This is a genomic window from Pseudomonas sp. S2_H01, from assembly GCF_054668305.1.
The window spans coordinates 2,330,346-2,352,304 of sequence record NZ_CP162756.1 but is presented as its reverse complement, the minus strand read 5'-3'; the positions used below and the strand labels follow the sequence as shown (position 1 = coordinate 2,352,304).

Below are 21,959 nucleotides of genomic sequence, written 5' to 3'. Positions count from 1 at the left end.
GACCTCTGTAGGAGCGTGGCTTGTCCCGCGATCGGCTGCGCAGCAGTCGTAATCCCATGAGCATCGGCGGTGTCAGGCGAAAATGCATTCGCCAGGCTTACCGCCGGTTTCCGGCAGGTCGTCCGAAGGGGACCCAGACACGAGCCGCGTTCCTACAAGGATTTGGTGCAATCCATCAATCCAGCTTCAACACCTTCGCCAGCACGATCTTCGGGCCTTTCATCTTCTTGATGATGATGCGCAGGCCTTCGACTTCCATCACTTCCTCTTCCTCAGGCACGCGCTTGAGGCTGTCGTAGATCAGGCCTGCGAGGGTTTCTGCCTCGACGTGGTCCAGATCGATGCCCAGCAGGCGTTCGATCTTGAACAGCGGCGTATCGCCGCGCACCAGCAACTTGCCCGGTTGATAGGCGAGGATGCCGCGTTCTGCCTTTCGGTGTTCGTCCTGAATGTCACCGACCAGGACTTCCAGCACGTCTTCCATGGTCAGGTAACCGATGATCTTGCCGTCGGCCTCTTCCACCACAGCGAAATGTGCGCCGCCCTGGCGGAACTGCTCCAGCAGGCGCGACAACGGCATGTGCTTGGACACGCGCTCCAGTGGTCGCGTCAGCTCATCGAGGTTGAACGATTCGGGAATGTGATCCAGCGCCGCCAGTTCCAGTAGCAGGTCCTTGATGTGCAGCAGGCCGACGAACTCGTTGCGCTGCGCGTCGTACACCGGATAGCGGCTGAATTTGTGACGGCGGAACAGTGCGAGGATCTCTTTGAGCGGCGCATTGCAGTCCAGCGTCACCAGGTCTTCCCTGGAGTTGGCCCAGTCGACCACTTCAAGCTCGCCCATTTCCACGGCCGAGGCCAATACGCGCATGCCCTGGTCGCTCGGGTCTTGACCTCGGCTGGAGTGCAGAATCAGCTTCAGTTCGTCGCGGCTGTAGTGATGTTCGTGATGCGGGCCGGGTTCGCCCTGACCGGCAATGCGCAGAATGCCGTTGGCGCTGGCGTTGAGCAGGTAGATGGCCGGGTACATGGCCCAGTAAAACAGGTACAGCGGAACGGCCGTCCACAACGACAGCAGTTCAGGCTTGCGGATGGCCCAGGATTTAGGAGCTAGTTCGCCGACCACGATGTGCAGATAAGAAATCACGAAGAAGGCGGAGAAGAACGACACGCCCTTGATCACTTCGGGCGAGCCAACGCCCATGGCTTCCAGCAGCGGCGCCAACAGGTGCGCGAAAGCGGGTTCACCGACCCAGCCCAGGCCCAGCGAGGCGAGCGTGATACCGAGCTGACAGGCAGAAAGATAGGCATCGAGCTGACTGTGTACGGTGCGAAGGATCCGGCCGCGCCAGCCGTTTTTCTCGGCGATGGATTCCACGCGAGTGGAGCGCAGTTTGACCATGGCGAACTCTGCTGCGACGAAAAAGCCGTTGAGCAGGACCAGAATCATTGCAAAGAGAATCATGCCGAAGTCGGCGAAAAGTGACGCGAAGCTAATACCTGGGGAAGGGTCCATGATGGGGTTTTGCGGGTTCCGTTTTGAAAAAGGATGAAATAAGCCCTCACGAATGGAGGGCATAAGCGATGCAATTTAGCGGCTATCGGCCACCAATACTAGGGCTTGGTCATCTGGATCGGGGCAAAGTTGCAGATGAATACGCTGCCTTTGCCCGGCACGCTGTTGATCTCCAGCGCGCCGCGATGGCGAAGCAACACGTGCTTGACGATCGCCAACCCCAGTCCTGTGCCACCGGTATTGGACGCCCGGCTGGAATCCACTCGATAGAAACGCTCGGTCAGGCGCGGGATGTGTTTGGGGTCGATACCGATCCCGGAGTCCTGCACGCTCAGGTGCGCGCCCCGGCCATCGGCCCACCAGCGGATGCGAATCTTGCCCTCGGCCGGTGTGTACTTGACCGCGTTGAAAATCAGGTTCGAGAACGCACTGCGCAATTCCGCCTCGCTGCCTTTCAGGCTCCAGTCGCTTTCCACGTCCAGGGTGATTTCCTGATTCTTGGCGCCTGACAGGGCCTGAGCGTCGTTCTTGATGCTCTGCAGTAACGCCGGCACGGCGATCGGCTGGTTGTCCGAGGGGTAATCCGTCGCCTCAAGCTTGGCGAGCAGCAGCAGGTCGTTGAGCAACGTCTGCATGCGGCCGCCTTGTTGCTGCATCTGTTGCAGCGCGCGGACCCAGCGCGGGTTCACCTCTTCCACGTTATCCAGCAGCGTTTCGAGGTAACCGCAGATCACCGTCAAGGGTGTGCGCAGTTCATGGGAGACGTTGGCCACGAAGTCTTTGCGCATTTGCTCCAGCAGATGAAGACGCGTCACGTCACGCACCAGCATCAGGTGCTCGTTGTTACCGTAGCGAGTGATCAACATCTGAATGCGCAGGCGGTCGTTGACCGGAGAAGGGATCTCCAGCGGTTCGGCGTAATTGGCGTGCTCGAAGTATTCCTTGAAACGCGGATGGCGCACCAGGTTGGTCACGGGCTGGCCGCTGTCCTGAGGTGTTTTGAGACCCAGGAGCGTTTCGGCAGCGCGGTTCCACCATTCCAGGTTGCCTTCGCTGTCGAGCATGATCACAGCGTCTCTCAGCGCCGCCGTGGACTCTTGAACCCGGTCGATAACGGCTTGCAGACGACCACGCACACGCTGATCGCGGCGTTGCAGGTGATAGATGCTGTCGAAGACTTCGCCCCACAGTCCGTAGCCATCGGGCGGCGGCTCATCGGGTTTGTGATGGCGTAGCCAGTCATGCAGCCTGAGCAACTGTTTGAGGGTCCAGGCCAGGTACAGGCCCAGGCCGATTGCCAGGCACCCGCCATAATGGCCGCTGATCAGCCCGGCCAGCAGCGAGGCCGTGACCAATAGCAGCAGATGGCGGATCAGGGTGCCATGCCAGTTTTGGTTCAATTAACGCGTCCTTGTCTTCCGCGATCGGAGTCGCTACCAAAAGCTGCTCAGCTTTTGGTGGAAAAACGGTAGCCAGTACCGCGGACGGTTTGTACCAGATTTTCGTAAGCATCGCCGAGGGCTTTACGCAGGCGACGAATGTGAACGTCCACCGTGCGCTCTTCGACGTAAACGTTGCCGCCCCAGACCTGATCGAGCAGCTGGCCGCGGGTGTAGGCGCGCTCCTGGTGGGTCATGAAGAACTGCAGCAGGCGGTATTCGGTCGGGCCCATTTCAGCAGGTTTGCCGTCGATGGTGACGCGATGACTGATCGGGTCCAGCAGCAGACCGCCCACTTCGATGGGCGACTCACCGTCGTTCGGGCCCGCGCGGCGCAGCACGGCCTTGAGGCGCGCCACCAGTTCACGAGGAGAGAAGGGCTTGGTGATGTAATCGTCGGCGCCGACCTCAAGACCCTGAATCTTGTTGTCCTCTTCGCCTTTGGCCGTGAGCATGATGATCGGGATGTCCCCGGTCAGCTCATCACGCTTCAACCGACGCGCCAGCTCGATGCCGGACGTGCCGGGCAGCATCCAGTCGAGCAGGATCAAATCGGGTTTGCGGTCGACGATGACCGCGTGGGCTTGCTGAGAGTTCTCTGCCTCCATGCAGTCATAGCCGGCCATTTCCAGTGCGACGGCGATCATCTCGCGAATCGGCGCTTCGTCGTCGACGATCAGAATGCTCCTGCCAACCATGCCTTGAACCTCATGTCATTTAACTGTCTTGGGGCGCATTAGATAACGGAATTATTGCAGTCGTGTGACAGGTTAGTTCGAACCAGGCGCATTGCCCGGTCTAGGGCTAAGCTTGTGGTCTTGTCCTACAACGTTTGTCCAACCTACGACTAACAAAAAGGGAACATACCGATGGCTAAAATTTCTTCTGCTTTTATGGGTCTTTTTGCTGCTGTTGCACTGGCATCCTCCGGGATGACGTTTGCTGCTGACCCCGCGATGGTGACGAAGGACGGCATGATGGCCGACCACAGCAATATGATGCTGTACACGTACGACAAGGACTCAGGTGGCAAGTCCATGTGCAACGACCAGTGCGCAACCAACTGGCCACCGATGATGGCACCGGCAGACGCCAAGGCGTCAGGTAAGTGGACCACGATCAAGCGTGACGACGGCAAGATGCAGTGGGCCTATGACGGCAAGCCGCTCTATACCTTCAAGAACGACAAGCCCGGCGAAATGACCGGCGATGGCAAAGGTGGCGTGTGGCACGCCGTCCACGGCATGAAGCACTGATCGGAGCTGCCCTTCAAACCTGCGCTGGCCTGTCGAAGGTCAGCGCAGCGCGTAGTCCACGACGATCCCCACGAATATCGCCAACCCCGCCCAATGATTGTGCAGGAAAGCCTTGAAGCAGGCTTGGGGCGCTTTATCCCGCGTCGACCAGAATTCCCAAGCGAAGCATCCCGCCGCGACCAGCAGGCCGAGGAAGAAATACAACCCAAGCTCAAACCTTGAGCCGGCGAGCATCAGGCAGAACAGCGCCAGGCACTGCAGCGTCAGGATGATCACCCGATCGGCGTCGCCAAACAGCACGGCCGTGGATTTCACCCCGATCTTCAGGTCGTCCTCGCGGTCGGTCATCGCGTAATACGTGTCGTAGCCCACCGTCCACAACAGATTGGCGATGTACAGCAGCCACGCGGCGGCAGGCAGGTCGCCGGTCTCGGCCGTGAACGCCATCGGCATGCCCCACGAAAAGGCCGCGCCCAGCACCACTTGCGGGTAATAGGTGTACCGCTTCATGAAGGGGTAGGTGGCAGCCAGGGCCAGGCCTCCGAATGACAGCCAGATCGTTGTCGAATTGGTCAGCAGCACCAGCAGAAAGCTCAGTCCCACCAGCACGGCGAACAGAATCAGCGCTTCTTTGGAGGTGACCCTGCCGCTGACCAGAGGGCGTTGCTCGGTGCGTTTGACGTGACCGTCCACCTTGCGGTCGGCGAAGTCATTGATCACACAGCCCGCAGCGCGCATCAGGAACACGCCAACGACGAAGATCAGGACGTTGCTCAGCGATGGCGAGCCTTTGCCGGCAATCCATAAGGCCCACAGCGTTGGCCACAGCAACAGGTAGATGCCAATCGGCTTGTCGATGCGGGTCAGTTGAATGAAATCCCAGGCGCGTGGATGCAGGCGGTTAAGGGACTTGAGCAGCGACAAGTACATCAGTGACGCTCCTTGGCGGATTCGGAGGCGGCATCAATGGCGCGCCAGACGGTCGGCAAAAATACCTCGGCGACGAGGATGCCCAGCGCCCCTCGCGTGAAACAGGAGCGACGACCCCAGAGTCCTGCGCGGTTATCCGCTTGCGGCAACCAGGACGAGGGGTATTGGCAAATCTGCAAAGGTCCGCGCGCGAACGCCCGGTCGCTGAACAGCAACTCGCCCAGCGAGCGCGTCCCCAGTTCGTCCATGTGCAAGCCATCGTTTTCCAGCGCGGCACGCGCGGCGACGCTTCGGGCAAATACCCACTTCTCGCCATGCCCGAGCAGGTATACCTCGCGCACCCAGCCTTCACTGCCATCCGGCAGGTTCAGCGCCGCACATTCATCGGCACGCAGCGGTTGCCAGCCTTCGAACAACGGCGTGACGCTAAAGCCATCGTGGGACAGTCGGGTGAGGCGGCGGGTCAGGGAGTCTTCGTGGAACAGCCACTCAAGGACGACGGGCGCGGGCGCATTGATCAGTTGATCGCGCAACAGCCATTCGGGCGTTGGGCATGCAGGATTTTGCTGGATCACAGTGAACAGTTATTGGCAGCAATCGAGGCGGCGAGCTTAGCATGATTGAGGAGGCTGGCCGACGACCGGGTCGGGGTCTGCGCGTCGATGAAACTTGCGTGAACGCCCGGTGATCAGTAAAACGCCCAGACCCATTCGAAAAAGCGTGCGACGGCCGTCAAGTGTCTGGGCACGTATAGCCTGTGAACCAAGAGAACCAACCCATGAAAAAGTGGCAATGCATTGTCTGTGGCCTGATTTACAACGAAGCCGATGGTTGGCCGGATGACGGCATTGCACCGGGCACCCGCTGGGAGGATGTCCCGCAGGACTGGCTCTGCCCTGACTGCGGTGTCGGTAAAATGGATTTCGAGATGATCGAAATCGGCTGATCCGCCGTTCCTTATCTGATTCAGGAGACACGAATGAACGCACCTGTGGTGATCGTCGGTACCGGCCTTGCGGGTTATAACCTCGCACGGGAATTTCGCAAGCTCGATGGCGAAACGCCGCTGCTGCTGATCACGGCCGATGACGGTCGTTCCTACTCCAAACCCATGCTCTCCACCGGCTTTGGCAAGAACAAGGAAGCCGACGGCCTGAGCATGGCCGAGCCCGGCGCCATGGCCGAACAGCTCAAGGCCGAAGTGCGCACCCACACTCGAATCAGTGGTATCGACCCGGGTCACAAGCGCCTGTGGATAGGTGAAGAGTCGGTGTACTACCGTGATCTGATCCTGGCCTGGGGCGCAGAGACCGTGCGTGTGCCGGTGGAGGGCGATGCCGGCGACGCCATCTTCCCTATCAACGATCTGGAGGACTACGCACGTTTTCGCACTGCAGCAGCAGGCAAGCGGCGTGTGCTCATCCTCGGCGCTGGCCTGATCGGTTGCGAGTTTGCCAATGACCTCATCGTGGGCGGTTACGAGGTCGATCTGGTGGCGCCTTGCGAACAGGTCATGCCGACCTTGTTGCACCCGGCGGCAGCGGCGGCTGTTCAAGCCGGACTTGAGAGTCTGGGCGCGCGTTTCCACTTGGGCCCTGTCCTGACCCGGCTCTCGCGAACGGGCGAGGGCCTTGAAGCGCACCTGTCCGATGGCGAAGTTGTGCCGTGTGATCTGGTGGTGTCGGCCATTGGCTTGCGGCCCCGGGTCGATCTGGCTGCAGCCGCAGGCCTTGAGGTTGGCCGAGGGGTGGTGGTTGACCGTCACCTCAAGACCTCTCACGCCAACATCTATGCGCTGGGCGATTGCGCCGAAGTGGACGGGTTGAATCTGCTCTATGTCATGCCGCTGATGAGCTGCGCACGTGCCCTGGCGCAAACACTGGCTGGCACATCTACGCCGGTCAAATACGGCCCCATGCCGGTGACGGTGAAAACGCCTGTTTGCCCACTCGTGGTTTCGCCACCGCCCAAGGGCCGGGAAGGCGTCTGGACCGTTGAAGGGCAGGGCGCGGACATCAAGGCGCTGTGTCACGATGCGGACGGAAACCTGCTGGGTTACGCCCTGACAGGCGCCGCCGTCATGGACAAACTGGCCTTGAACAAGGTCTTGCCACCGCTGCTGGCATAAATAGCTGTCGTTCTGTCGGATAAGGCACGTTTTTGTTGATACAAACGTGGCCCACGTACTGGCGCGGGGATCGGCAGCATGCCATCCTCATTCCGGTCTGCCGCAACGTAGAGCCGTTGCGGTACCTGCTCGCTGCCCTGGAAGGGTGGCACGGGACATAAAAACAAAAAACCGTAAAAGAGGCTTCATATGCGTAAACCAGAACTCGCAGCCGCTATTGCCGAAAAGGCAGATCTCACCAAAGAACAAGCCAATCGTGTCCTCAATGCCGTCTTGGATGAAATCACCAACGCCTTGCACAAAAAGGACAGCGTGACCCTCGTGGGTTTCGGCACGTTCCTGCAGCGCCATCGCGGCGCGCGCACAGGCAAGAATCCACAGACTGGCGAGCCGGTCAAAATCAAGGCCAGCAACACCGTTGCATTCAAGCCGGGCAAGTTCCTGAAAGACAGCGTTAACCCTGTCGTGACGCCTGCGAAGAAGAAATAAATAGCTGGACGTCTTGCGGAAGGCGAACAGCGTGGAAATGGGCATACCAAGCAGTTGGATGCCCATTTTTTATGGCCGGTTGTCTGGCCCGGCGAGCTGTCTGCGTCGCCACTTTGCGACCGTCGGGTTCTGTTACGTCATTCGGTGTTCAAGCTCGCTACACTGCCGTTGGTTGCTCATCCGCACCTGATCGCATGAGGCGTCGCACATGAAGTTTCGTTTTCTCCTCTGGATGCTGGGTCTGCTCATGACCCGCGCCAGCCGCAACAACCCTGCATTCCAGCAACAGCTCGCCGGCAAGGACCTGACGTTCCAGCTGCAGACCTGCGACGGCAAAGTGGCTCGTCATTTCGTGGTGAAGGATCAACGCGTCAGCAGCCGCAGTGGCGCTGTCGCCGCGCCAGCGTTTGCGATCTCGTTCAAGGACGCGACTTACGGCTTCGCCACGATGCAGGCGAAGAACAAGCAACTGGCGTTCATGCAGGGGATTCAGGACAAGAACATTCAGGTCACCGGCAACACCGGACTGGTGATGTGGTTTCAGGGCCTGACGAAGTATTTGAAGCCGAGGAAGAAAAAGGTCTGAGGCTGGAAAAAAACCAACGGTGGGAGCGAATTCATTCGCGATGAATCAGCAAGACCAATACAAACGTGTCGGCTGAAAGATTTATCGCGAATAAATTCGCTCCCACAGATTTTCGAGTCGTTTCATTCACCCTTGCAGTCATTGAGCGCAGCTTTCGGCGGAATGCCGCTCAGGTCGAGCTTGGTCCCACAGGTCGTTCCAACCGCCGTGGAATCACAGGCGGTTGGCACAAGCGGTCAATCAGTGGAACTGCGAGGCGAGTTCGCGCAGCAGCACTTCGGCTTCCAGCACCTTGTGCACCACGTCCTGCGCTTTATCGCGTGGCAGTTCCAGGCGTTCGAACAGCTCGTCCGGAATGCTTTCCATCGGGCCGGAGCCGATCCCTTCCTTGCGCAGCAGACGCACCGCCAAACACACCAGGTTGGCGTACTCGCAATGTTCGCCGTTGTAATGCGGGTCGTGCTGAAAACGCAGCGCGGTAGAGAGTTCTTCAGGCATGTCCCAGTTACGCATCAGCCAGGCACCGATCTGCTCGCGGGAAATGCCCAGCAGATGCTGCTCCACGAAGCTGTGGTGAAGGTGCGGGTTGACCTCGATTTGTCGGCAGATCAGCGAGAAGTGCGGCGGAAAGACGTGCGCCAGCAACAGATAGCCGAAGTTATGCAGCAAACCGGCAAGGTACGTCAGGCCGCTTTCAGGGCGCTTGGCGCGCGGCATGGCGCGGGTCAGGCCTTCGATGACGGCGGCGGTGTAGATCGACTGCTGCCAGTACGGCGTCGCGTGCTGCGGATGATCCTTGGGCAAGGCCAGTGTCTTGCCCAGCGCCAGACCCAGGGCCAGGTTGATCACCAGGTCGAAGCCCAGCACGCGCACGATGGCGTCTTCAACCGAGCGAATCTTGCCGGCGGAGCCGTAATACGGCGATGCCGCCCAGCTGACCACCTGCGCGGCCAGCGCCGGATCGGTTTCCACGACACCGGTAATGTCGTCGATGGTCGCGTCCGGATCGACACGCAGTTTGATGATTTTTTGAGCAGTGTCCGCCAGCGGCGGAATTTCCACCGTCGCTTCCAGGCGTTGCTGGATGCGGCGGGCGGTGAAATTCTGGACGGCCTTGGTGATCTCCTCACGGTCGTCATCGGGACGCGTCAGGTTCGGTTGCACCAGATTGACCGGCTCGCCGAAGGTGGCGGCGCTGGCTTTGCTCAACAGGGATTTGAAGTCTTCGCTGCTGATCTCCAGCAGCAGGCCAGGCTCGCCCGAGTCGATCAGTACGGTGGGCTCCTGAAGGATGCGCTCTTCGTACAGGCACGGTGAACTGGTCAGGGCCGGAAGGGCGGGGAGGCTATGCAGGTTGTTCTTGCCGAGCATCTGATCCAGGTGCTCTTGCGACACGGCGGTCAGCTTGCGACCGGTCAATTCGGTAATCCGATTGAGGTCCAGCAACTGGCTCTGCGGGAAAAGGATCAGCAGCGCGCCAACGGAATCGTGGACCAGAACGGCCTGGACCTTCTGCGCAGTGGGCAGCGTTTCGTCGTCCATGACTTCCCGGAAGTTGATGGCCGCTTTGCCAAGCAACTGCCGAATAACAGACGGGGCGTGTTGGGTTGCGTCGATGTGGGCAACTTCTGTCATGGCCTGTATCCAGATTCCTACAATTGCTGAAGTATAACCAGCTTAGTTGTTATATAGGTGAGACACGTTCTTATTGTTGACTGCTTCACACTTGCCCGTATTGCTGCCCGTGGCGCAACCAGCGCTCCAGCAGGGGGCTGACATGTTGCGGCCAGCGCTCCAGCAATGCTTGCGCGGCATCCCGAACGGCCGGCAACAGGTCTGCGTCGCGCATCAAATCGGCGACCTTGAATTGCAGCAAGCCTGTCTGCCGCGTTCCCAGCATCTCGCCCGGCCCGCGAAGCTCCAGGTCTTTTTCGGCGATGACGAAACCGTCGTTGGTTTCGCGCATGATCCCCAGCCGCTGTTTACCGATCTGTGATAACGGCGGATGGTACAGCAGCACGCAATGACTCGCTGCGCTACCGCGTCCGACCCGGCCGCGCAACTGATGAAGCTGGGCGAGACCCAGTCGTTCAGGGTTCTCGATGATCATCAGGCTGGCGTTGGGAACGTCCACACCCACTTCAATGACCGTCGTTGCGATTAACAACTGCAGATTGCCTTGTTTGAACTCGGCCATGACCGCCGCTTTTTCCACCGGCTTCATGCGGCCATGAATCAACCCGACCTTGAGTTCGCCCAAGGCGCTCGTCAGCTCTTCGAAGGTGGTTTCGGCAGCCTGACAGGTCAGCTCTTCAGATTCTTCGATCAGCGTACAGACCCAATAGGCCTGACGGCCTTCGGCACACGCGTTGCGGACCCGCTCCACGACCTCGATGCGACGGCTGTCGGCGACCAGTACGGTGTTGACCGGCGTGCGGCCCGGCGGCAATTCGTCGAGGATCGAGGTATCGAGGTCAGCGTACGCGCTCATCGCCAGCGTGCGCGGAATGGGGGTGGCGGTCATGATCAGCTGATGCGGACACATCAGGCCGCCGACGCCCTTTTTGCGCAACGCCAGCCGCTGTTGAACGCCAAAGCGGTGCTGTTCATCGATGATCACCAGCGCGAGGTTCTTGAACTGCACTTCATCCTGAAACAGCGCGTGGGTGCCGACCACCATGGGAGCACCGTTGGCGATCTGTTCAAGCGACGCAGCCCGGGCCTTGCCCTTGAGCTTGCCGGCCAGCCAGGCGGTTTCAATGCCCAGTGGCTGCAGCCAGCGCGTGAAGTTGATGAAGTGCTGTTCGGCCAGAATCTCGGTCGGCGCCATCAGCGCGACCTGGTAACCGGCCTCCAGCGCCTGCAACGCTGCCAGTGCGGCGACCACGGTCTTGCCCGCGCCCACGTCACCCTGAATCAGCCTCAGCATGGGTTCTTGCTGACTGAGGTCGTAGGCGATTTCCTTGCCGACGCGTTGCTGTGCGCCTGTCGGTGGAAACCCCAGGTTAGCGAGGAACTGCGTTGGAAGCCGCTTGGCGACCGGCAGCGCTGGCGCCCGTTGGGAGCGCAGGCTTTCACGCAGACGTTGCTGCGACAACTGATGAGTCAGGAGTTCTTCAAAGGCCAGCCTGTGCTGCGCCCAGTGGTGGCCCAGCGCGAGTTCTTCGACATCCGCGTCGGCGGGTGGGTTATGCAGGTAATGGATCGCGTCAGCCAGTGGCGCCAGTTGATAGTCGCGCGCAAGCTCTTCCGGCAGCCAGTCAGGCAAGCTTCTTGGCCCCAGCATCCCCAGGCTTTGCTGACACAACTGGCGCAAGCGCTGCTGGGTCAGGCCTTCGGTGGTGGGGTAAATGGGCGTGAGCGTCTGTTCGACCGCGACGTGCTCTTCGTCGGTGATCGCACGGTATTCGGGATGGTAGATCTCCAGTCCCGAGGCGCCGGGACGGGCTTCGCCATAGCAGCGCACATGCGTGCCGCGCTTCAAGCCATCCTTCTGTGCGTTGCTGAAGTGGTAAAAACGCAGGCTCAGCACGCCAGTGCCATCACCCAGACGGACCAGCAGGCTGCGACGTTTGCCCATCACGACGTCGGCACCGCTGACGACGCCTTCGATCACCGCATCCTGCCCCGGGCGCAACGCGCCAATGGGCACGACGCGGGTGCGATCCTGATAACGCAGCGGCAGATGGAACAGGACGTCCTGAATGTTCTCCAGGCCGACCTTCGCCAGCTTTTCAGCCATGGCCTCGCCGACGCCCTTGAGCGCCGTTACCGAGACGTGGGACAGCTCAGTCATACCGCCTCTTAGCTCGCTTGTGCCTGGGCTTTAGGGCGAGCAACGGAGCACAGACGAATGGAGTCGGCGAGGATTTCGATGGCTTTGGGCCGCGGGAAGCTCGCACGCCAAGCGATGGCGACCGTGCGGAATGGCACAGGAGGCGACAGCGGACGCACTTCAATCACGCCCGGCGCATAGTGATGGCTGTCGACTGCGGACATGGGCAGGATCGAGACGCCCAGCCCCGAGGCCACCATGTGGCGGATGGTTTCCAGCGAGCTGGATTCGACCGTCGTGTGCTTGGCGCTGTCGCCCCCTTTGACCAGCGTCGGGCACGCTTCGAGCACCTGGTCGCGGAAACAGTGGCCTTCGCCCAGCAACAACAGACTCTTGTCGTTCAGTGCCGATGCGTCGATGGTGGTTTTCTGCGTCCACGGATGATCAGCCGGCATGAGCACGTAGAACGGCTCGTCGTACAGCGACATGGTCAGTACGTCGGCTTCGTTGAACGGCAGGGCAATGATGATCGCGTCGAGTTCACCGTTGCGCAGCTTGTCGCGCAGCACATGGGTGAAGTTCTCTTCGATATACAACGGCATTTGCGGGGCGACCCGGTGCAGTTGCGGAATCAGGTGAGGAAACAGATAAGGACCGACGGTGTAGATCGCACCGACTTTCAGCGGCGCCGTCAGTTGGTTCTTGCCCGTCTGGGCGAGCTCACGAATGCCTTGAGCCTGCTCGAGCACCTTCTGCGCCTGAGCTACGATGCCCTCGCCAACCGGCGTAAGACGTACGGCACTCTTGCTGCGCTCGAAAATCAGCACACCGAGTTCATCTTCCAGCTTCTTTACGCCGACCGACAGTGTCGGCTGGCTGACGTGGCAGCGCTCAGCCGCATGGCCGAAATGCTGCTCTTGAGCGAGGGTAACGATATAGCGCAATTCTGTGAGGGTCATAGCGTGCGTCCATGAAGTTGCGGCCCCAGCATAGCGGGTGCAATCGATAGACGCACGTTATCAGGCCCTCTGTTGTCACAAAATCAACGTTTCAACGTTTATCCAGTGAATAAACGAAGGGCGCGACCACTTCCAGCGTGCCATTGTTGAGCAATTCCGCTGGCGGCTTGGGCAGCGGCTGGGCACGGCGAATCATCTCAAGGGTTGCGCGGTCCAGCGATGCACTGCCCGACCCCCCTGCGATTTCGTACGACAGCACCCGGCCTTCGCCATCCACCACGAAACGCAAACGGTTGATGCCTTGCATGCCGCGCCGACGGGCGTCGTCCGGATAACGTTTGTACTTGCTCAGGTGGCGCAGCAGGTCACCCTGCCAGGTTGGCAGTGCGGTGCTCGGCGGTGTGGGCGGAGCGGGTTGCGGCGCAGCCGATTTTTCCGGTTTAGCGTTGGAAGGTGGCGTGTCGACCGGTTTCTCATCGGCAGGCTTTTCCTCCTTCGGCGGCTCAACCTTCTTCACCGGCTTGGGCGGCTGTGGTTTGGGCTTGGGTTTGACCGGTTTGGGAATCGCGATTTCCGGCTTTGGCGCTTCGGCAATGGGCGGAATCGGCAACTCTTCTTCCGGCGCAGGCGGCTGCGGCGGTTGCACCACTTTCGGCGGTGGCGGCGGAGCAGGCTCAGGTAAGGGAGCCAGCTCGACCATCATGGCTGCCGGGGGCAGCTCGATGGCCTGCGAGGCGGGCCAGCGCAGCGCGACGATGATCGCAACCGCGTGAACCGCCAGCACCAACAACAGACTACCGCTATAGCGCGTCAGTTTTTGGCGCGTATTGATCATTTCTTACCAACCGTCTCAAGACCCACCAGACCGACTTTCAGGTAACCGGCGCCGCGCAGGGCATTCATGACGTCCATGAGGTCCCCGTAGTCCACGCCCTTGTCGGCCTGGAAGAAGATCGTGGTGTCCTTCTTGCCTTTGGTCCTGGCATCCAGGACCGGGCCGATCTGCTCGCGCGCAACCTTTTCGTCGCCCAGGTACAGGCTCTGGTCAGCCTTGACGCTCAGAAAAATCGGCTTTTCCGGTCTGGGTGCCGGTTTCGCTGTGGAGGCGGGCAGGTCGACCTTGATGTCTACGGTTGCAAGAGGCGCTGCCACCATGAAAATGATCAGCAGCACCAGCATGACGTCGATGAACGGCGTCACGTTGATTTCGTGGTTCTCGGCGAGATCGTCGCCACCTTCGTTCAGATGCAGGCCCATGGTTTACCCCATTTTTACCCTGTGCGGCTGCTGGACACGCTCAGCGACGGGCTGGTGATCCAGATCGCGGCTGACGAGCAACAGAACTTGAGCAGAGGCGTCGGACACCTGCGCCTTGTAACCGGCAATGGAGCGTGCGAACACGTTGTAGATGACCACGGCAGGAATCGCGGCCACCAGACCGAGAGCGGTGGCCAGCAGCGCTTCGGCGATGCCCGGTGCGACGACTGCCAGGTTGGTGGTCTGGGTCTTGGCGATGCCGATGAAGCTGTTCATGATGCCCCACACGGTACCGAACAGGCCGACGAAGGGCGCGGTCGAGCCGATGGTGGCGAGTACGCCGGTGCCCATGCTCATGTTGCGGCCGCAGGCTGCTACGAGGCGCTCGAGGCGAAACGCAACGCGCTCCTTGATGCCTTCACGTTCGCGACTGTTGACCGAGAGGTGCATCTCTTCCAGCGCATCGTGAACCAGCAGGTGGGCCAGCGTGCCCTCCTTTTTGGCGCCGGCGCTGGCTTCATCGAGCGTGCGTGCGCGCTTGAGGGCGGCGATCTCGCCACGCAGACGACGCTTGGCGCCGATCAGTTCCAGGCCTTTGGCAATCCAGATGGTCCAGGTGATGATCGAGGCGATGGCAAGGCCGATCATTACGGCTTTAACGATAATGTCTGCATTCTTGTACATGCCCCAAGGCGACAGGTCGTGGGACATGCCCAGGCTGTTCTCTTCGGCGACGGGCTCGATCGAATCTGCGGGGAAGGCAGGATCCTGAACGGCAGGGGCTGTCGCGGTGTCAACCGGAGCAGCAGCAGGCGCTGCCGACTGAACCGCAGGGGTTGGCTGGGCAGGAGCGCTGGAATCGGCAAGCGCAACTGGCGTCAGCATCAGGCTGAATAGAACGGCGACAATGGCGCGCCCTGCACGAGGCAGACCTGAAAATGTGATTGACGAAGCGGCGGATTGAATAGGTGTCATGCTGGCCCGACCTGATATGAAAATAGGTGTTCGTTCTGGATGCGTCGCGCTGGCCCGAGGCGAGCGGAGGAGAACAAAGGGCCGACATTATTGCAAGTAATTCTTGTTAACAAAAGTAATAGAGTCTCTTTTTTTAACGCGAACGCGTCCCGATGGTCGCTTTTCAGGCCGGTTTTATTGGTCGAAACCTACTTTTGATGTGGAGATTGGTCATGGCGGCACCGACCGTTCTGATTGCTGGATGTGGTGACATTGGTGGGCGTCTGGCGTTGCAGCTACTGCCTCAAGGGTGGACGGTGTACGGCCTGCGCAGAAATGTGGCGAAGCTGCCGCACGGTGTGCGAGGCGTGGGCGGTGACCTTTTTGACGCGCGAATCCCGGTTCAATGGCCCGAGAGCCGAATCGATTATCTGGTCTATTGCGCGACCCCGACGGCGCGGGACGAAGCCGGTTATCGCGCAGCCTACGTACAGGGCTTGCGTCATGTGCTCGGCTGGACAGAGCGCAGCGGGCAGAAGCCCAAGCGGATTCTGTTCGTGTCGAGCAGCAGTGTTTATGGGCAGCAAGGAGGCGAGTCGGTCGATGAGACGTCGCCTGCCGAAGCCGACGGATTCTCAGGCCGCGTGATGCGAGAGGCCGAGCAGGTGGCCCTGAACAGTGGCGTGCCGGCGAGTATCGTCAGATTGACCGGAATCTATGGGCCGGGCCGTAGCGATTTGATGAACCGGGTTCGTCAGGGTTACAGCGTGGCCGTCGATCCGCCGCTGTACGGCAACCGCATTCACGCGGATGACGCTGCGGGTCTGCTGGCTTTCCTGTTGCAGGCCGATGCGAAGGGGGACGCACTGGAAGACTGCTATCTGGGCGTTGACGACGCGCCGGTGCCTTTGGCTGAAGTGGTGGACTGGATGCGTACTCGCCTCAATGTGACGCAGTGGTCCGACGAGAACAGTGTGAGACGCGCAGGCAGCAAGCGGTGCAGCAACGCGCGGGCCAAGGCGCTGGGCTGGGTGCCGCGTTATGCGAGTTACAAGGAAGGGTATGAGGCGATGTTGGCTGATAATTGATTAAGTCTTGTGACAGACCCTGTAGGAGCGCGCTTGCCCGCGATGGCATTTCTGCCGTCACCACAGAGGTGATTAGCTGATTGCAATCGCGGGCAAGCGCGCTCCTACACACTCAAACAGGCGTAGAACTCAATTTTTCTCCAACACCCAATGCCGCTCGCCCGGACGCAAGTCCGGCATTTCAGTAGCCTGGGCATTGTTTACGGCCTGGAAGATTTCCAGTTGCTTGCCTTGGCGCACAAAGACCCACGGGTTGCCGCGCTCATTTTTCTCGAGCCACATGCTGTCGTACTCGCCACTCATGGCGGCGCAATCGCCCGCCAGACAGAGCGCGTAACGGTCGTTGCCCGGCAGGCCTGTCACGCTGCCGTCCGGCTGAAACTCAACGACGCTGCCTTGTCCGTCGCCATTGACGATCGTCCATTTGCCGCCCAGGTAGGCGGTATAGAGCGCACGCTCAAAGCTGCTTCCGGGTGGTGCGCCAGCGGGAGCGGCTTGCTTGGGCATGCGGAAATGCTGTTCGGGGCCTGAATCGCTGGCGCTTTGAACCAGCTCGTCGCCTTTCAGCTTGAGGTCGTCAGAGGCGCTGCCATAAACATTCACCTTCCACGATCCGTCGGGATCTTTGGCGATCTTGCCTTCGGTGAGTTCGAATCCGTTATAGGACGTAGCCTGGCCTGCCGCTGTATTGACGTTCCATTCCAGTGTCGGCCCGTACGCCAGCAGCGACTGGCGCAAGTTGCCGCCTTCTGCCGCAGCGTCGATGGCGGCTTGATTGATCCAGGTGCCGTCCGGGGTTTTGTTGGAATGGCTGGCGCAGCCGCTCATCAGCGCGGCCAGCAGCGAGAGGGCGAACGCGACGCGCATATGCATGCGGAGTCCTTCCTTTGCTCTGAGGGTAGCGGAGCGTGAATACGCTCCGCGGGGGATTTACTCGACGACCAGCACGGCGTCCATTTCAACCATCGCGCCTTTTGGCAGGGCAGCCACGCCGATGGCGGCGCGCGCAGGGTAAGGCTGTTCGAAATACTTGCCCATGATCTCGTTGACCTTGGCGAAGTGGCTCAAATCGGTCAGGAAGATGTTCAGCTTGACGATGTCCTTGAACGATCCGCCTGCAGCTTCAGCCACGGATTTCAGGTTTTCGAAGACCTGAACGGTCTGGGCTTCGAAGCCTTCAACCAGTTCCATGGTTTTCGGGTCCAGAGGAATCTGACCCGACATGTAGACGGTATTGCCAGCTTTGATCGCCTGAGAATACGTGCCGATAGCGGCAGGGGCTTTGTCGCTGGAGATAACGGTCTTGCTCATGAAGAACTCCTGTTGGCGGTTTGGCTACGCACGCATGCGGGTGATGCGAATCACACCGGTCAAGGCGCGCAGTTTCTTGATCACACGGGCCAGGTGCACGCGGTCGTGCACGCTGACCACCAGTTGGACCACGCTGATACGACCATCGCGTTCGTCCATGCTGATTTTCTCGATGTTGCCGTCGGCGGCGTTGACGCTGCTGGCCAGCAAGGCAATAAGCCCGCGCTGGTGCTCCAGCTCGACCCGCAGCTCGACATTGAATTCGCCGGTCACGTCCTTGGCCCAGGAAAGCTGGATGCACTTTTCCGGGTTATGGCGGATTTCGCTGATATTGCGGCAGTTATCCAGGTGCACGACCATGCCTTTGCCCGCAGACAAGTGGCCTACGATCGGGTCACCCGGAATCGGCGTACAGCACTTGGCGTAGCTGAGCACCAGGCCTTCGGTGCCACGAATCGCCAGTGGGCCTTCAGCGCTAGGCAGCTCTTCACCCTCGCTGGCGAGCAGACGCCTGGCGACGACATACGCCATGCGGTTGCCCAGGCCGATGTCTTCGAGGAGGTCTTCAATGACCTCGACCCGGTACTCGGCCAGGATCAGTTGCACGCGTTCGTTTGGAATCTTTTCCAGGCTGCTGTCGAAGCTGTTCAGCACCTTGTTGAGCAGGCGCTCACCCAGGTTGATCGACTCCGAGCGCCTTTGTAGCTTCAGCGCATGGCGAATGTGCGTGCGCGCCTTGCCCGTGACGACGAAGTTGAGCCATGCCGGATTCGGGCGTGCGCCCGGCGCACTGACGATTTCAACAGTCGAACCGCTCTGCAGAGGTTCGGACAGTGGCGCCAGGCGGCGATTGATCCGGCAGGCAATGCAGCTGTTGCCGACGTCCGTGTGAACGGCGTACGCGAAGTCGACGGCCGTGGAGCCTTTGGGCAGCTCCATGATCCGGCCTTTGGGCGTGAACACGTAGACTTCGTCCGGAAACAGATCGATTTTTACGCTTTCGATGAATTCCAGCGAGTTGCCGGCACGTTGCTGCATTTCCAGCACGCCCTTGACCCACTGGCGGGCGCGGGCGTGCGTACCTTTCGGCTGTTCGTCGCCAGAAGACTTGTACAGCCAGTGTGCGGCGATGCCGTTGTTGGCCATCTCTTCCATTTCGCGCGTGCGGATCTGGATTTCGATGGGCACGCCATGCATGCCGAAGAGCGTGGTATGCAGCGACTGATAGCCGTTGGCCTTTGGAATCGCGATGTAATCCTTGAAGCGTCCAGGCAACGGTTTGTACAAATTATGTACAGCGCCGAGCACGCGATAGCAGGTGTCTACCTTGTCGACGATGATCCGGAACGCGTAGACGTCCATGATCTCGTTGAAGGCGCGACGCTTGCCGCGCATCTTCTTGTAGATGCCATACAGGTGCTTCTGCCGCCCGCTGACTTCGCCTTCGATGCCGTCGACCGCCAGACAGTGGCTCAGCGACTCTTCGATCTTGTTGACCAGTTCCTTGCGGTTGCCGCGAGCCCGTTTGACGGCCTGACCGATGCGCGAGGAGCGCATCGGATACATGGCCTTGAAACCCAGGTCTTCGAATTCGATACGCACGCTGTGCATGCCAAGGCGATTGGCGATAGGGGCGTAGATCTCGAGGGTTTCCTTGGCGATGCGTCGGCGTTTTTCGCCTGACAGCACTTCCAGCGTGCGCATGTTGTGCAGGCGGTCAGCGAGCTTGACCAGGATCACGCGGATGTCGCGTGCCATGGCCATGGCCATTTTCTGGAAGTTTTCGGCCTGTGCCTCAGCCTTGGTCTCGAAGTTCATCTGGGTCAGTTTGCTGACCCCGTCTACCAGTTCGGCCACGGTTTCGCCAAACTGCGCACAGAGCGCTTCCTTGGCGATGCCGGTGTCTTCGATCACGTCATGCAGCATCGCGGCCATCAGGCTCTGATGGTCCATGTGCATATCGGCAAGGATATTGGCCACCGCCAGCGGGTGCGTGACGTAGGCTTCACCGCTGCGACGGCGTTGGCCGTCGTGGGCTTGTTCGGCGTAGAAATACGCTCGGCGAACCAGATTGACCTGGTCGGCGCCGAGGTAGGTCGAGAGGCGATCGGCGAGGGCGTCTATGCTCGGCATGGTGCAACTCCTTGCCGAGGATGGTGACCCTGCGCCTTGCTACGTCGACCGGGCATAGGCTTAGACGGCCTCGTTGGACTCGTCCTCGAACGCTGCGAACAGTGGTTCATCTTCAACGATTTCGGCTTCTGCAATGACGGCGTAATCCATCAGGCCCGCTGCGATTTCGCGCAGGGCAACAACGGTAGGCTTGTCGTTTTCCCAGGCCAGCTTTGGCTCTTTGCCGCCGGTCGCCAGTTGACGCGAGCGCTTGGTGGCGAGCATGACCAGCTCAAAGCGGTTATCTACATGTTCCAGGCAGTCTTCAACGGTCACGCGGGCCATGGGTATTCCTCGTAGCAAATGCGGTATGCGCGGTGCCCGGATGGGCGAGCGGACTCGGTAGTTTACAAGCGGACAGCTCAAAGCTTCAAGCGGCAAGCCCCAAGCGGTCGATTTATGGCGCTGTTTCGATGCGCTTTGCACCGCACCTGTAGGAGCGCGCTTGCCTGCGATGGCGGTGTGTCTGGCAATGAATGGGTTGAATTCATCGACGCCATCAGGGGCAAGCGCTCCTGCAGTTGATTATGCAAGCAACTGCGTCAGCAGCTCGGTATGACGCTGTTGCTGGTGTTCCTGGCTCAGCAGGTTGGCGCGGAAGATGGCTTTGAGGTCTTCCAGGGCCGTCGCGAAATCGTCGTTGATGACGATGTAATCGTACTCGACGTAATGGCTCATTTCACTGACCGCTTCGCGCATCCGGCCTTCGATGATCTCGTCGCTGTCCTGCCCGCGATTGGTCAGGCGCTGACGCAAGGCCTGCTGGGTCGGCGGCAAAATAAAGATCGAGCGCGCGTGGGGCATCAGCTTGCGCACTTGCTCGGCGCCTTGCCAGTCGATTTCCAGAATCAGGTCGTGACCTTCATCCAGTGTCTGCTGCAGGCGGCTTTGCGAGGTACCGTACAGGTTGCCGAACACCTCGGCCTGCTCGAGGAAGTCGCCGTGTTCGATCATCCGCACGAACTCTTCGCGATCAACGAAGTGGTAATTAACGCCGTCCACTTCGCCCGGGCGCATGGCGCGGGTGGTGTGGGAGACGGAAACGCGAATCTGCGGCTGAGCATCGATCAGGGCTTTGACCAGGCTGGTCTTGCCCGCGCCCGAGGGGGCGGAAATGATGTACAGAGTGCCGGTGCTGTGGGTCATGTCTAGATTGGCCTTACTCAATGTTCTGCACTTGTTCGCGCATCTGCTCGATCAACACCTTGAGGTTGACTGCGGCTTGAGTGCTGCGAGGGTCGAAGGCTTTGGAGCCCAGTGTATTGGCTTCGCGGTTGAGCTCCTGCATCAGGAAGTCCAGCCGGCGTCCGGCTTGTCCGCCGGTCTTGAGCACGCGGCGAACTTCGGTGACGTGGGTGCTCAGGCGGTCGAGTTCTTCTGCGACATCGCTCTTCTGCGCCAGCAGGACCATTTCCTGTTCCAGGCGTTGTGGATCGAGCTCTGCCTTCATGTCGGCGAAGCGATCCAGCACCTTCTGGCGCTGGGTCGCGAGCATCTGCGGCACCAGGGTGCGCAGGGTAGCCACTTCGGTCTTGATCGACACAAGCCGTTCGTCGAGAAGTTTGGCCAGGTCTGCGCCTTCGCGGGCGCGACCGGCTTTGAGTTCATCCAGCGCTTCGTTGAACAAGGCCAGTGCATCGTTGTTCAGCGCCTGCGGATCGCTCGCATCGGCGACCAGCACGCCGGGCCACGCCAACACTTCCAGTGGATTAAGGGCGGCAGGCTGCTTGATCAGGCTCGCGATGACTTCAGCGGCGGCGACCAGTTGGCTGGCGCGTTCACGGTCTACCTGCAGCGGTTTGCCGGCGGTTTCCTCGGTGAACCGCAACGTGCATTCGACCTTCCCGCGCGACAGGCCCTGACGCAATGCTTCGCGTACAGCGCCTTCCAGGTCCCGGAAGGATTCAGGCAAACGCAGATGAGGTTCCAGATAACGATGATTGACCGAGCGCAATTCCCAGCTCAGCGTGCCTTGAGTGCCGGCTCTTTCAGCCCGGGCGAAAGCCGTCATGCTGTGCACCATGGGAATTACCTCTATAAAAGTCAGGAGTTAGCCTGGAAGGGACGATGTTCTGTCCAGATGAATGTGATGAAGAAGC

General features: G+C 60.1%; 23 protein-coding genes. 6 read left to right on the top strand and 17 right to left on the bottom strand.

The window, feature by feature from the left end; translation table 11 throughout:
* Window positions 1-175: 175 nt before the first annotated feature.
* The 3 genes from AB4N84_RS10440 to phoB all read right to left on the bottom strand — a co-directional run bounded on the left by AB4N84_RS10440 (window position 176) and on the right by phoB (window position 3,653).
* The gene (locus AB4N84_RS10440) at window positions 176-1,516 is read right to left on the bottom strand and encodes a hemolysin family protein (protein ID WP_074754753.1); all 1,341 of its coding nucleotides are present in this window, start codon (window positions 1,514-1,516) and stop codon (window positions 176-178) included.
* 98 nt (window positions 1,517-1,614) lie between these two features.
* Window positions 1,615-2,916 carry a phosphate regulon sensor histidine kinase PhoR gene (phoR, locus tag AB4N84_RS10435; RefSeq protein ID WP_074754749.1) on the bottom strand — a complete coding sequence of 434 codons (1,302 nt, stop codon included), beginning with the start codon at window positions 2,914-2,916 and terminating at the stop codon, window positions 1,615-1,617.
* 47 nt (window positions 2,917-2,963) lie between these two features.
* Window positions 2,964-3,653 (bottom strand): phosphate regulon transcriptional regulator PhoB, encoded by a 690-nt coding sequence (phoB, locus tag AB4N84_RS10430; protein ID WP_062379821.1) that lies wholly within the window; start codon window positions 3,651-3,653, stop codon window positions 2,964-2,966.
* A gap of 171 nt (window positions 3,654-3,824) precedes the next feature.
* On the opposite strand from phoB, the gene AB4N84_RS10425 reads away from it, so the two are divergent.
* Window positions 3,825-4,211, top strand: a complete 387-nt coding sequence (locus tag AB4N84_RS10425; protein ID WP_074754745.1) for a COG4315 family predicted lipoprotein — start codon at window positions 3,825-3,827, stop codon at window positions 4,209-4,211.
* Window positions 4,212-4,250: 39 nt separating this feature from the next.
* Here AB4N84_RS10425 and ubiA read toward each other — a convergent pair whose 3' ends face one another.
* Window positions 4,251-5,141 (bottom strand): 4-hydroxybenzoate octaprenyltransferase, encoded by an 891-nt coding sequence (gene ubiA, locus AB4N84_RS10420; protein ID WP_074754743.1) that lies wholly within the window; start codon window positions 5,139-5,141, stop codon window positions 4,251-4,253.
* Window positions 5,141-5,716 carry a chorismate--pyruvate lyase family protein gene (locus AB4N84_RS10415; RefSeq protein ID WP_074754741.1) on the bottom strand — a complete coding sequence of 192 codons (576 nt, stop codon included), beginning with the start codon at window positions 5,714-5,716 and terminating at the stop codon, window positions 5,141-5,143. Before AB4N84_RS10415 ends, ubiA begins: the two co-directional genes overlap by 1 nt.
* A gap of 203 nt (window positions 5,717-5,919) precedes the next feature.
* On the opposite strand from AB4N84_RS10415, the gene AB4N84_RS10410 reads away from it, so the two are divergent.
* From AB4N84_RS10410 to AB4N84_RS10395, 4 genes are all read left to right on the top strand, one after another.
* Entirely contained in the window at window positions 5,920-6,087 is a 168-nt protein-coding gene (locus AB4N84_RS10410; protein ID WP_074754739.1) for a rubredoxin, read from the top strand.
* A 33-nt stretch (window positions 6,088-6,120) separates the two neighbouring features.
* Window positions 6,121-7,269 carry an NAD(P)/FAD-dependent oxidoreductase gene (locus AB4N84_RS10405; RefSeq protein WP_460046250.1) on the top strand — a complete coding sequence of 383 codons (1,149 nt, stop codon included), beginning with the start codon at window positions 6,121-6,123 and terminating at the stop codon, window positions 7,267-7,269.
* A 189-nt stretch (window positions 7,270-7,458) separates the two neighbouring features.
* Window positions 7,459-7,758, top strand: a complete 300-nt coding sequence (locus AB4N84_RS10400; RefSeq protein ID WP_074754735.1) for an HU family DNA-binding protein — start codon at window positions 7,459-7,461, stop codon at window positions 7,756-7,758.
* A 208-nt stretch (window positions 7,759-7,966) separates the two neighbouring features.
* A complete protein-coding gene (locus AB4N84_RS10395) occupies window positions 7,967-8,344 on the top strand; it encodes an SCP2 sterol-binding domain-containing protein (protein WP_074754733.1) in 378 nt (125 codons plus the stop codon).
* Window positions 8,345-8,584: 240 nt separating this feature from the next.
* On the opposite strand, the gene AB4N84_RS10390 is transcribed toward AB4N84_RS10395, so the two are convergent.
* The 6 genes from AB4N84_RS10390 to exbB form a co-directional block, all read right to left on the bottom strand.
* Complete coding sequence (locus AB4N84_RS10390) at window positions 8,585-9,979, bottom strand: HDOD domain-containing protein (protein WP_074754731.1); 1,395 nt, start codon at window positions 9,977-9,979, stop codon at window positions 8,585-8,587.
* 85 nt (window positions 9,980-10,064) lie between these two features.
* A complete protein-coding gene (recG, locus tag AB4N84_RS10385) occupies window positions 10,065-12,140 on the bottom strand; it encodes an ATP-dependent DNA helicase RecG (RefSeq protein WP_074754729.1) in 2,076 nt (691 codons plus the stop codon).
* Window positions 12,141-12,148: 8 nt separating this feature from the next.
* Window positions 12,149-13,078, bottom strand: a complete 930-nt coding sequence (locus tag AB4N84_RS10380; RefSeq protein ID WP_074754727.1) for a hydrogen peroxide-inducible genes activator — start codon at window positions 13,076-13,078, stop codon at window positions 12,149-12,151.
* 91 nt (window positions 13,079-13,169) lie between these two features.
* Window positions 13,170-13,913 carry an energy transducer TonB gene (locus AB4N84_RS10375; protein WP_460046248.1) on the bottom strand — a complete coding sequence of 248 codons (744 nt, stop codon included), beginning with the start codon at window positions 13,911-13,913 and terminating at the stop codon, window positions 13,170-13,172.
* A complete protein-coding gene (gene exbD, locus AB4N84_RS10370) occupies window positions 13,910-14,335 on the bottom strand; it encodes a TonB system transport protein ExbD (RefSeq protein ID WP_074754723.1) in 426 nt (141 codons plus the stop codon). Before exbD ends, AB4N84_RS10375 begins: the two co-directional genes overlap by 4 nt.
* Before the next feature lie 3 nt (window positions 14,336-14,338).
* A complete protein-coding gene (exbB, locus tag AB4N84_RS10365) occupies window positions 14,339-15,310 on the bottom strand; it encodes a tonB-system energizer ExbB (protein WP_074754721.1) in 972 nt (323 codons plus the stop codon).
* Window positions 15,311-15,522: 212 nt separating this feature from the next.
* On the opposite strand from exbB, the gene AB4N84_RS10360 reads away from it, so the two are divergent.
* Window positions 15,523-16,377: an SDR family oxidoreductase gene (locus tag AB4N84_RS10360; protein WP_460046247.1), complete on the top strand. Its 855-nt coding sequence runs from the start codon at window positions 15,523-15,525 to the stop codon at window positions 16,375-16,377.
* A 129-nt stretch (window positions 16,378-16,506) separates the two neighbouring features.
* On the opposite strand, the gene AB4N84_RS10355 is transcribed toward AB4N84_RS10360, so the two are convergent.
* From AB4N84_RS10355 to AB4N84_RS10330, 6 genes are all read right to left on the bottom strand, one after another.
* Window positions 16,507-17,244 carry a hypothetical protein gene (locus tag AB4N84_RS10355; RefSeq protein ID WP_074754957.1) on the bottom strand — a complete coding sequence of 246 codons (738 nt, stop codon included), beginning with the start codon at window positions 17,242-17,244 and terminating at the stop codon, window positions 16,507-16,509.
* Window positions 17,245-17,307: 63 nt separating this feature from the next.
* Complete coding sequence (locus AB4N84_RS10350; RefSeq protein WP_074754717.1) at window positions 17,308-17,688, bottom strand: RidA family protein; 381 nt, start codon at window positions 17,686-17,688, stop codon at window positions 17,308-17,310.
* A gap of 24 nt (window positions 17,689-17,712) precedes the next feature.
* Complete coding sequence (gene spoT / locus AB4N84_RS10345) at window positions 17,713-19,821, bottom strand: bifunctional GTP diphosphokinase/guanosine-3',5'-bis pyrophosphate 3'-pyrophosphohydrolase (RefSeq protein WP_074754715.1); 2,109 nt, start codon at window positions 19,819-19,821, stop codon at window positions 17,713-17,715.
* 60 nt (window positions 19,822-19,881) lie between these two features.
* The gene (rpoZ, locus tag AB4N84_RS10340) at window positions 19,882-20,145 is read right to left on the bottom strand and encodes a DNA-directed RNA polymerase subunit omega (protein ID WP_004887180.1); all 264 of its coding nucleotides are present in this window, start codon (window positions 20,143-20,145) and stop codon (window positions 19,882-19,884) included.
* A gap of 240 nt (window positions 20,146-20,385) precedes the next feature.
* Window positions 20,386-21,006 carry a guanylate kinase gene (gmk, locus tag AB4N84_RS10335; protein ID WP_460046246.1) on the bottom strand — a complete coding sequence of 207 codons (621 nt, stop codon included), beginning with the start codon at window positions 21,004-21,006 and terminating at the stop codon, window positions 20,386-20,388.
* Window positions 21,007-21,019: 13 nt separating this feature from the next.
* Complete coding sequence (locus AB4N84_RS10330) at window positions 21,020-21,883, bottom strand: YicC/YloC family endoribonuclease (protein ID WP_074754711.1); 864 nt, start codon at window positions 21,881-21,883, stop codon at window positions 21,020-21,022.
* Between the last annotated feature and the right edge of the window lie 76 nt (window positions 21,884-21,959).

Excerpts from the sequence above, each read along its gene's own strand:
- AB4N84_RS10440 (WP_074754753.1), bottom strand. The coding sequence starts at position 1,516 with ATGGACCCTTCCCCAGGTATTAGCTTCGCGTCACTTTTCGCCGACTTC.
- phoB (WP_062379821.1), bottom strand. The coding sequence starts at position 3,653 with ATGGTTGGCAGGAGCATTCTGATCGTCGACGACGAAGCGCCGATTCGC.
- AB4N84_RS10425 (WP_074754745.1), top strand. The coding sequence starts at position 3,825 with ATGGCTAAAATTTCTTCTGCTTTTATGGGTCTTTTTGCTGCTGTTGCA.
- ubiA (WP_074754743.1), bottom strand. The coding sequence starts at position 5,141 with ATGTACTTGTCGCTGCTCAAGTCCCTTAACCGCCTGCATCCACGCGCC.
- AB4N84_RS10410 (WP_074754739.1), top strand. The coding sequence starts at position 5,920 with ATGAAAAAGTGGCAATGCATTGTCTGTGGCCTGATTTACAACGAAGCC.
- AB4N84_RS10405 (WP_460046250.1), top strand. The coding sequence starts at position 6,121 with ATGAACGCACCTGTGGTGATCGTCGGTACCGGCCTTGCGGGTTATAAC.
- AB4N84_RS10400 (WP_074754735.1), top strand. The coding sequence starts at position 7,459 with ATGCGTAAACCAGAACTCGCAGCCGCTATTGCCGAAAAGGCAGATCTC.
- AB4N84_RS10395 (WP_074754733.1), top strand. The coding sequence starts at position 7,967 with ATGAAGTTTCGTTTTCTCCTCTGGATGCTGGGTCTGCTCATGACCCGC.
- AB4N84_RS10390 (WP_074754731.1), bottom strand. The coding sequence starts at position 9,979 with ATGACAGAAGTTGCCCACATCGACGCAACCCAACACGCCCCGTCTGTT.
- recG (WP_074754729.1), bottom strand. The coding sequence starts at position 12,140 with ATGACTGAGCTGTCCCACGTCTCGGTAACGGCGCTCAAGGGCGTCGGC.
- AB4N84_RS10380 (WP_074754727.1), bottom strand. The coding sequence starts at position 13,078 with ATGACCCTCACAGAATTGCGCTATATCGTTACCCTCGCTCAAGAGCAG.
- AB4N84_RS10375 (WP_460046248.1), bottom strand. The coding sequence starts at position 13,913 with ATGATCAATACGCGCCAAAAACTGACGCGCTATAGCGGTAGTCTGTTG.
- exbD (WP_074754723.1), bottom strand. The coding sequence starts at position 14,335 with ATGGGCCTGCATCTGAACGAAGGTGGCGACGATCTCGCCGAGAACCAC.
- exbB (WP_074754721.1), bottom strand. The coding sequence starts at position 15,310 with ATGACACCTATTCAATCCGCCGCTTCGTCAATCACATTTTCAGGTCTG.
- AB4N84_RS10360 (WP_460046247.1), top strand. The coding sequence starts at position 15,523 with ATGGCGGCACCGACCGTTCTGATTGCTGGATGTGGTGACATTGGTGGG.
- AB4N84_RS10355 (WP_074754957.1), bottom strand. The coding sequence starts at position 17,244 with ATGCGCGTCGCGTTCGCCCTCTCGCTGCTGGCCGCGCTGATGAGCGGC.
- AB4N84_RS10350 (WP_074754717.1), bottom strand. The coding sequence starts at position 17,688 with ATGAGCAAGACCGTTATCTCCAGCGACAAAGCCCCTGCCGCTATCGGC.
- spoT (WP_074754715.1), bottom strand. The coding sequence starts at position 19,821 with ATGCCGAGCATAGACGCCCTCGCCGATCGCCTCTCGACCTACCTCGGC.
- rpoZ (WP_004887180.1), bottom strand. The coding sequence starts at position 20,145 with ATGGCCCGCGTGACCGTTGAAGACTGCCTGGAACATGTAGATAACCGC.
- gmk (WP_460046246.1), bottom strand. The coding sequence starts at position 21,006 with ATGACCCACAGCACCGGCACTCTGTACATCATTTCCGCCCCCTCGGGC.
- AB4N84_RS10330 (WP_074754711.1), bottom strand. The coding sequence starts at position 21,883 with ATGGTGCACAGCATGACGGCTTTCGCCCGGGCTGAAAGAGCCGGCACT.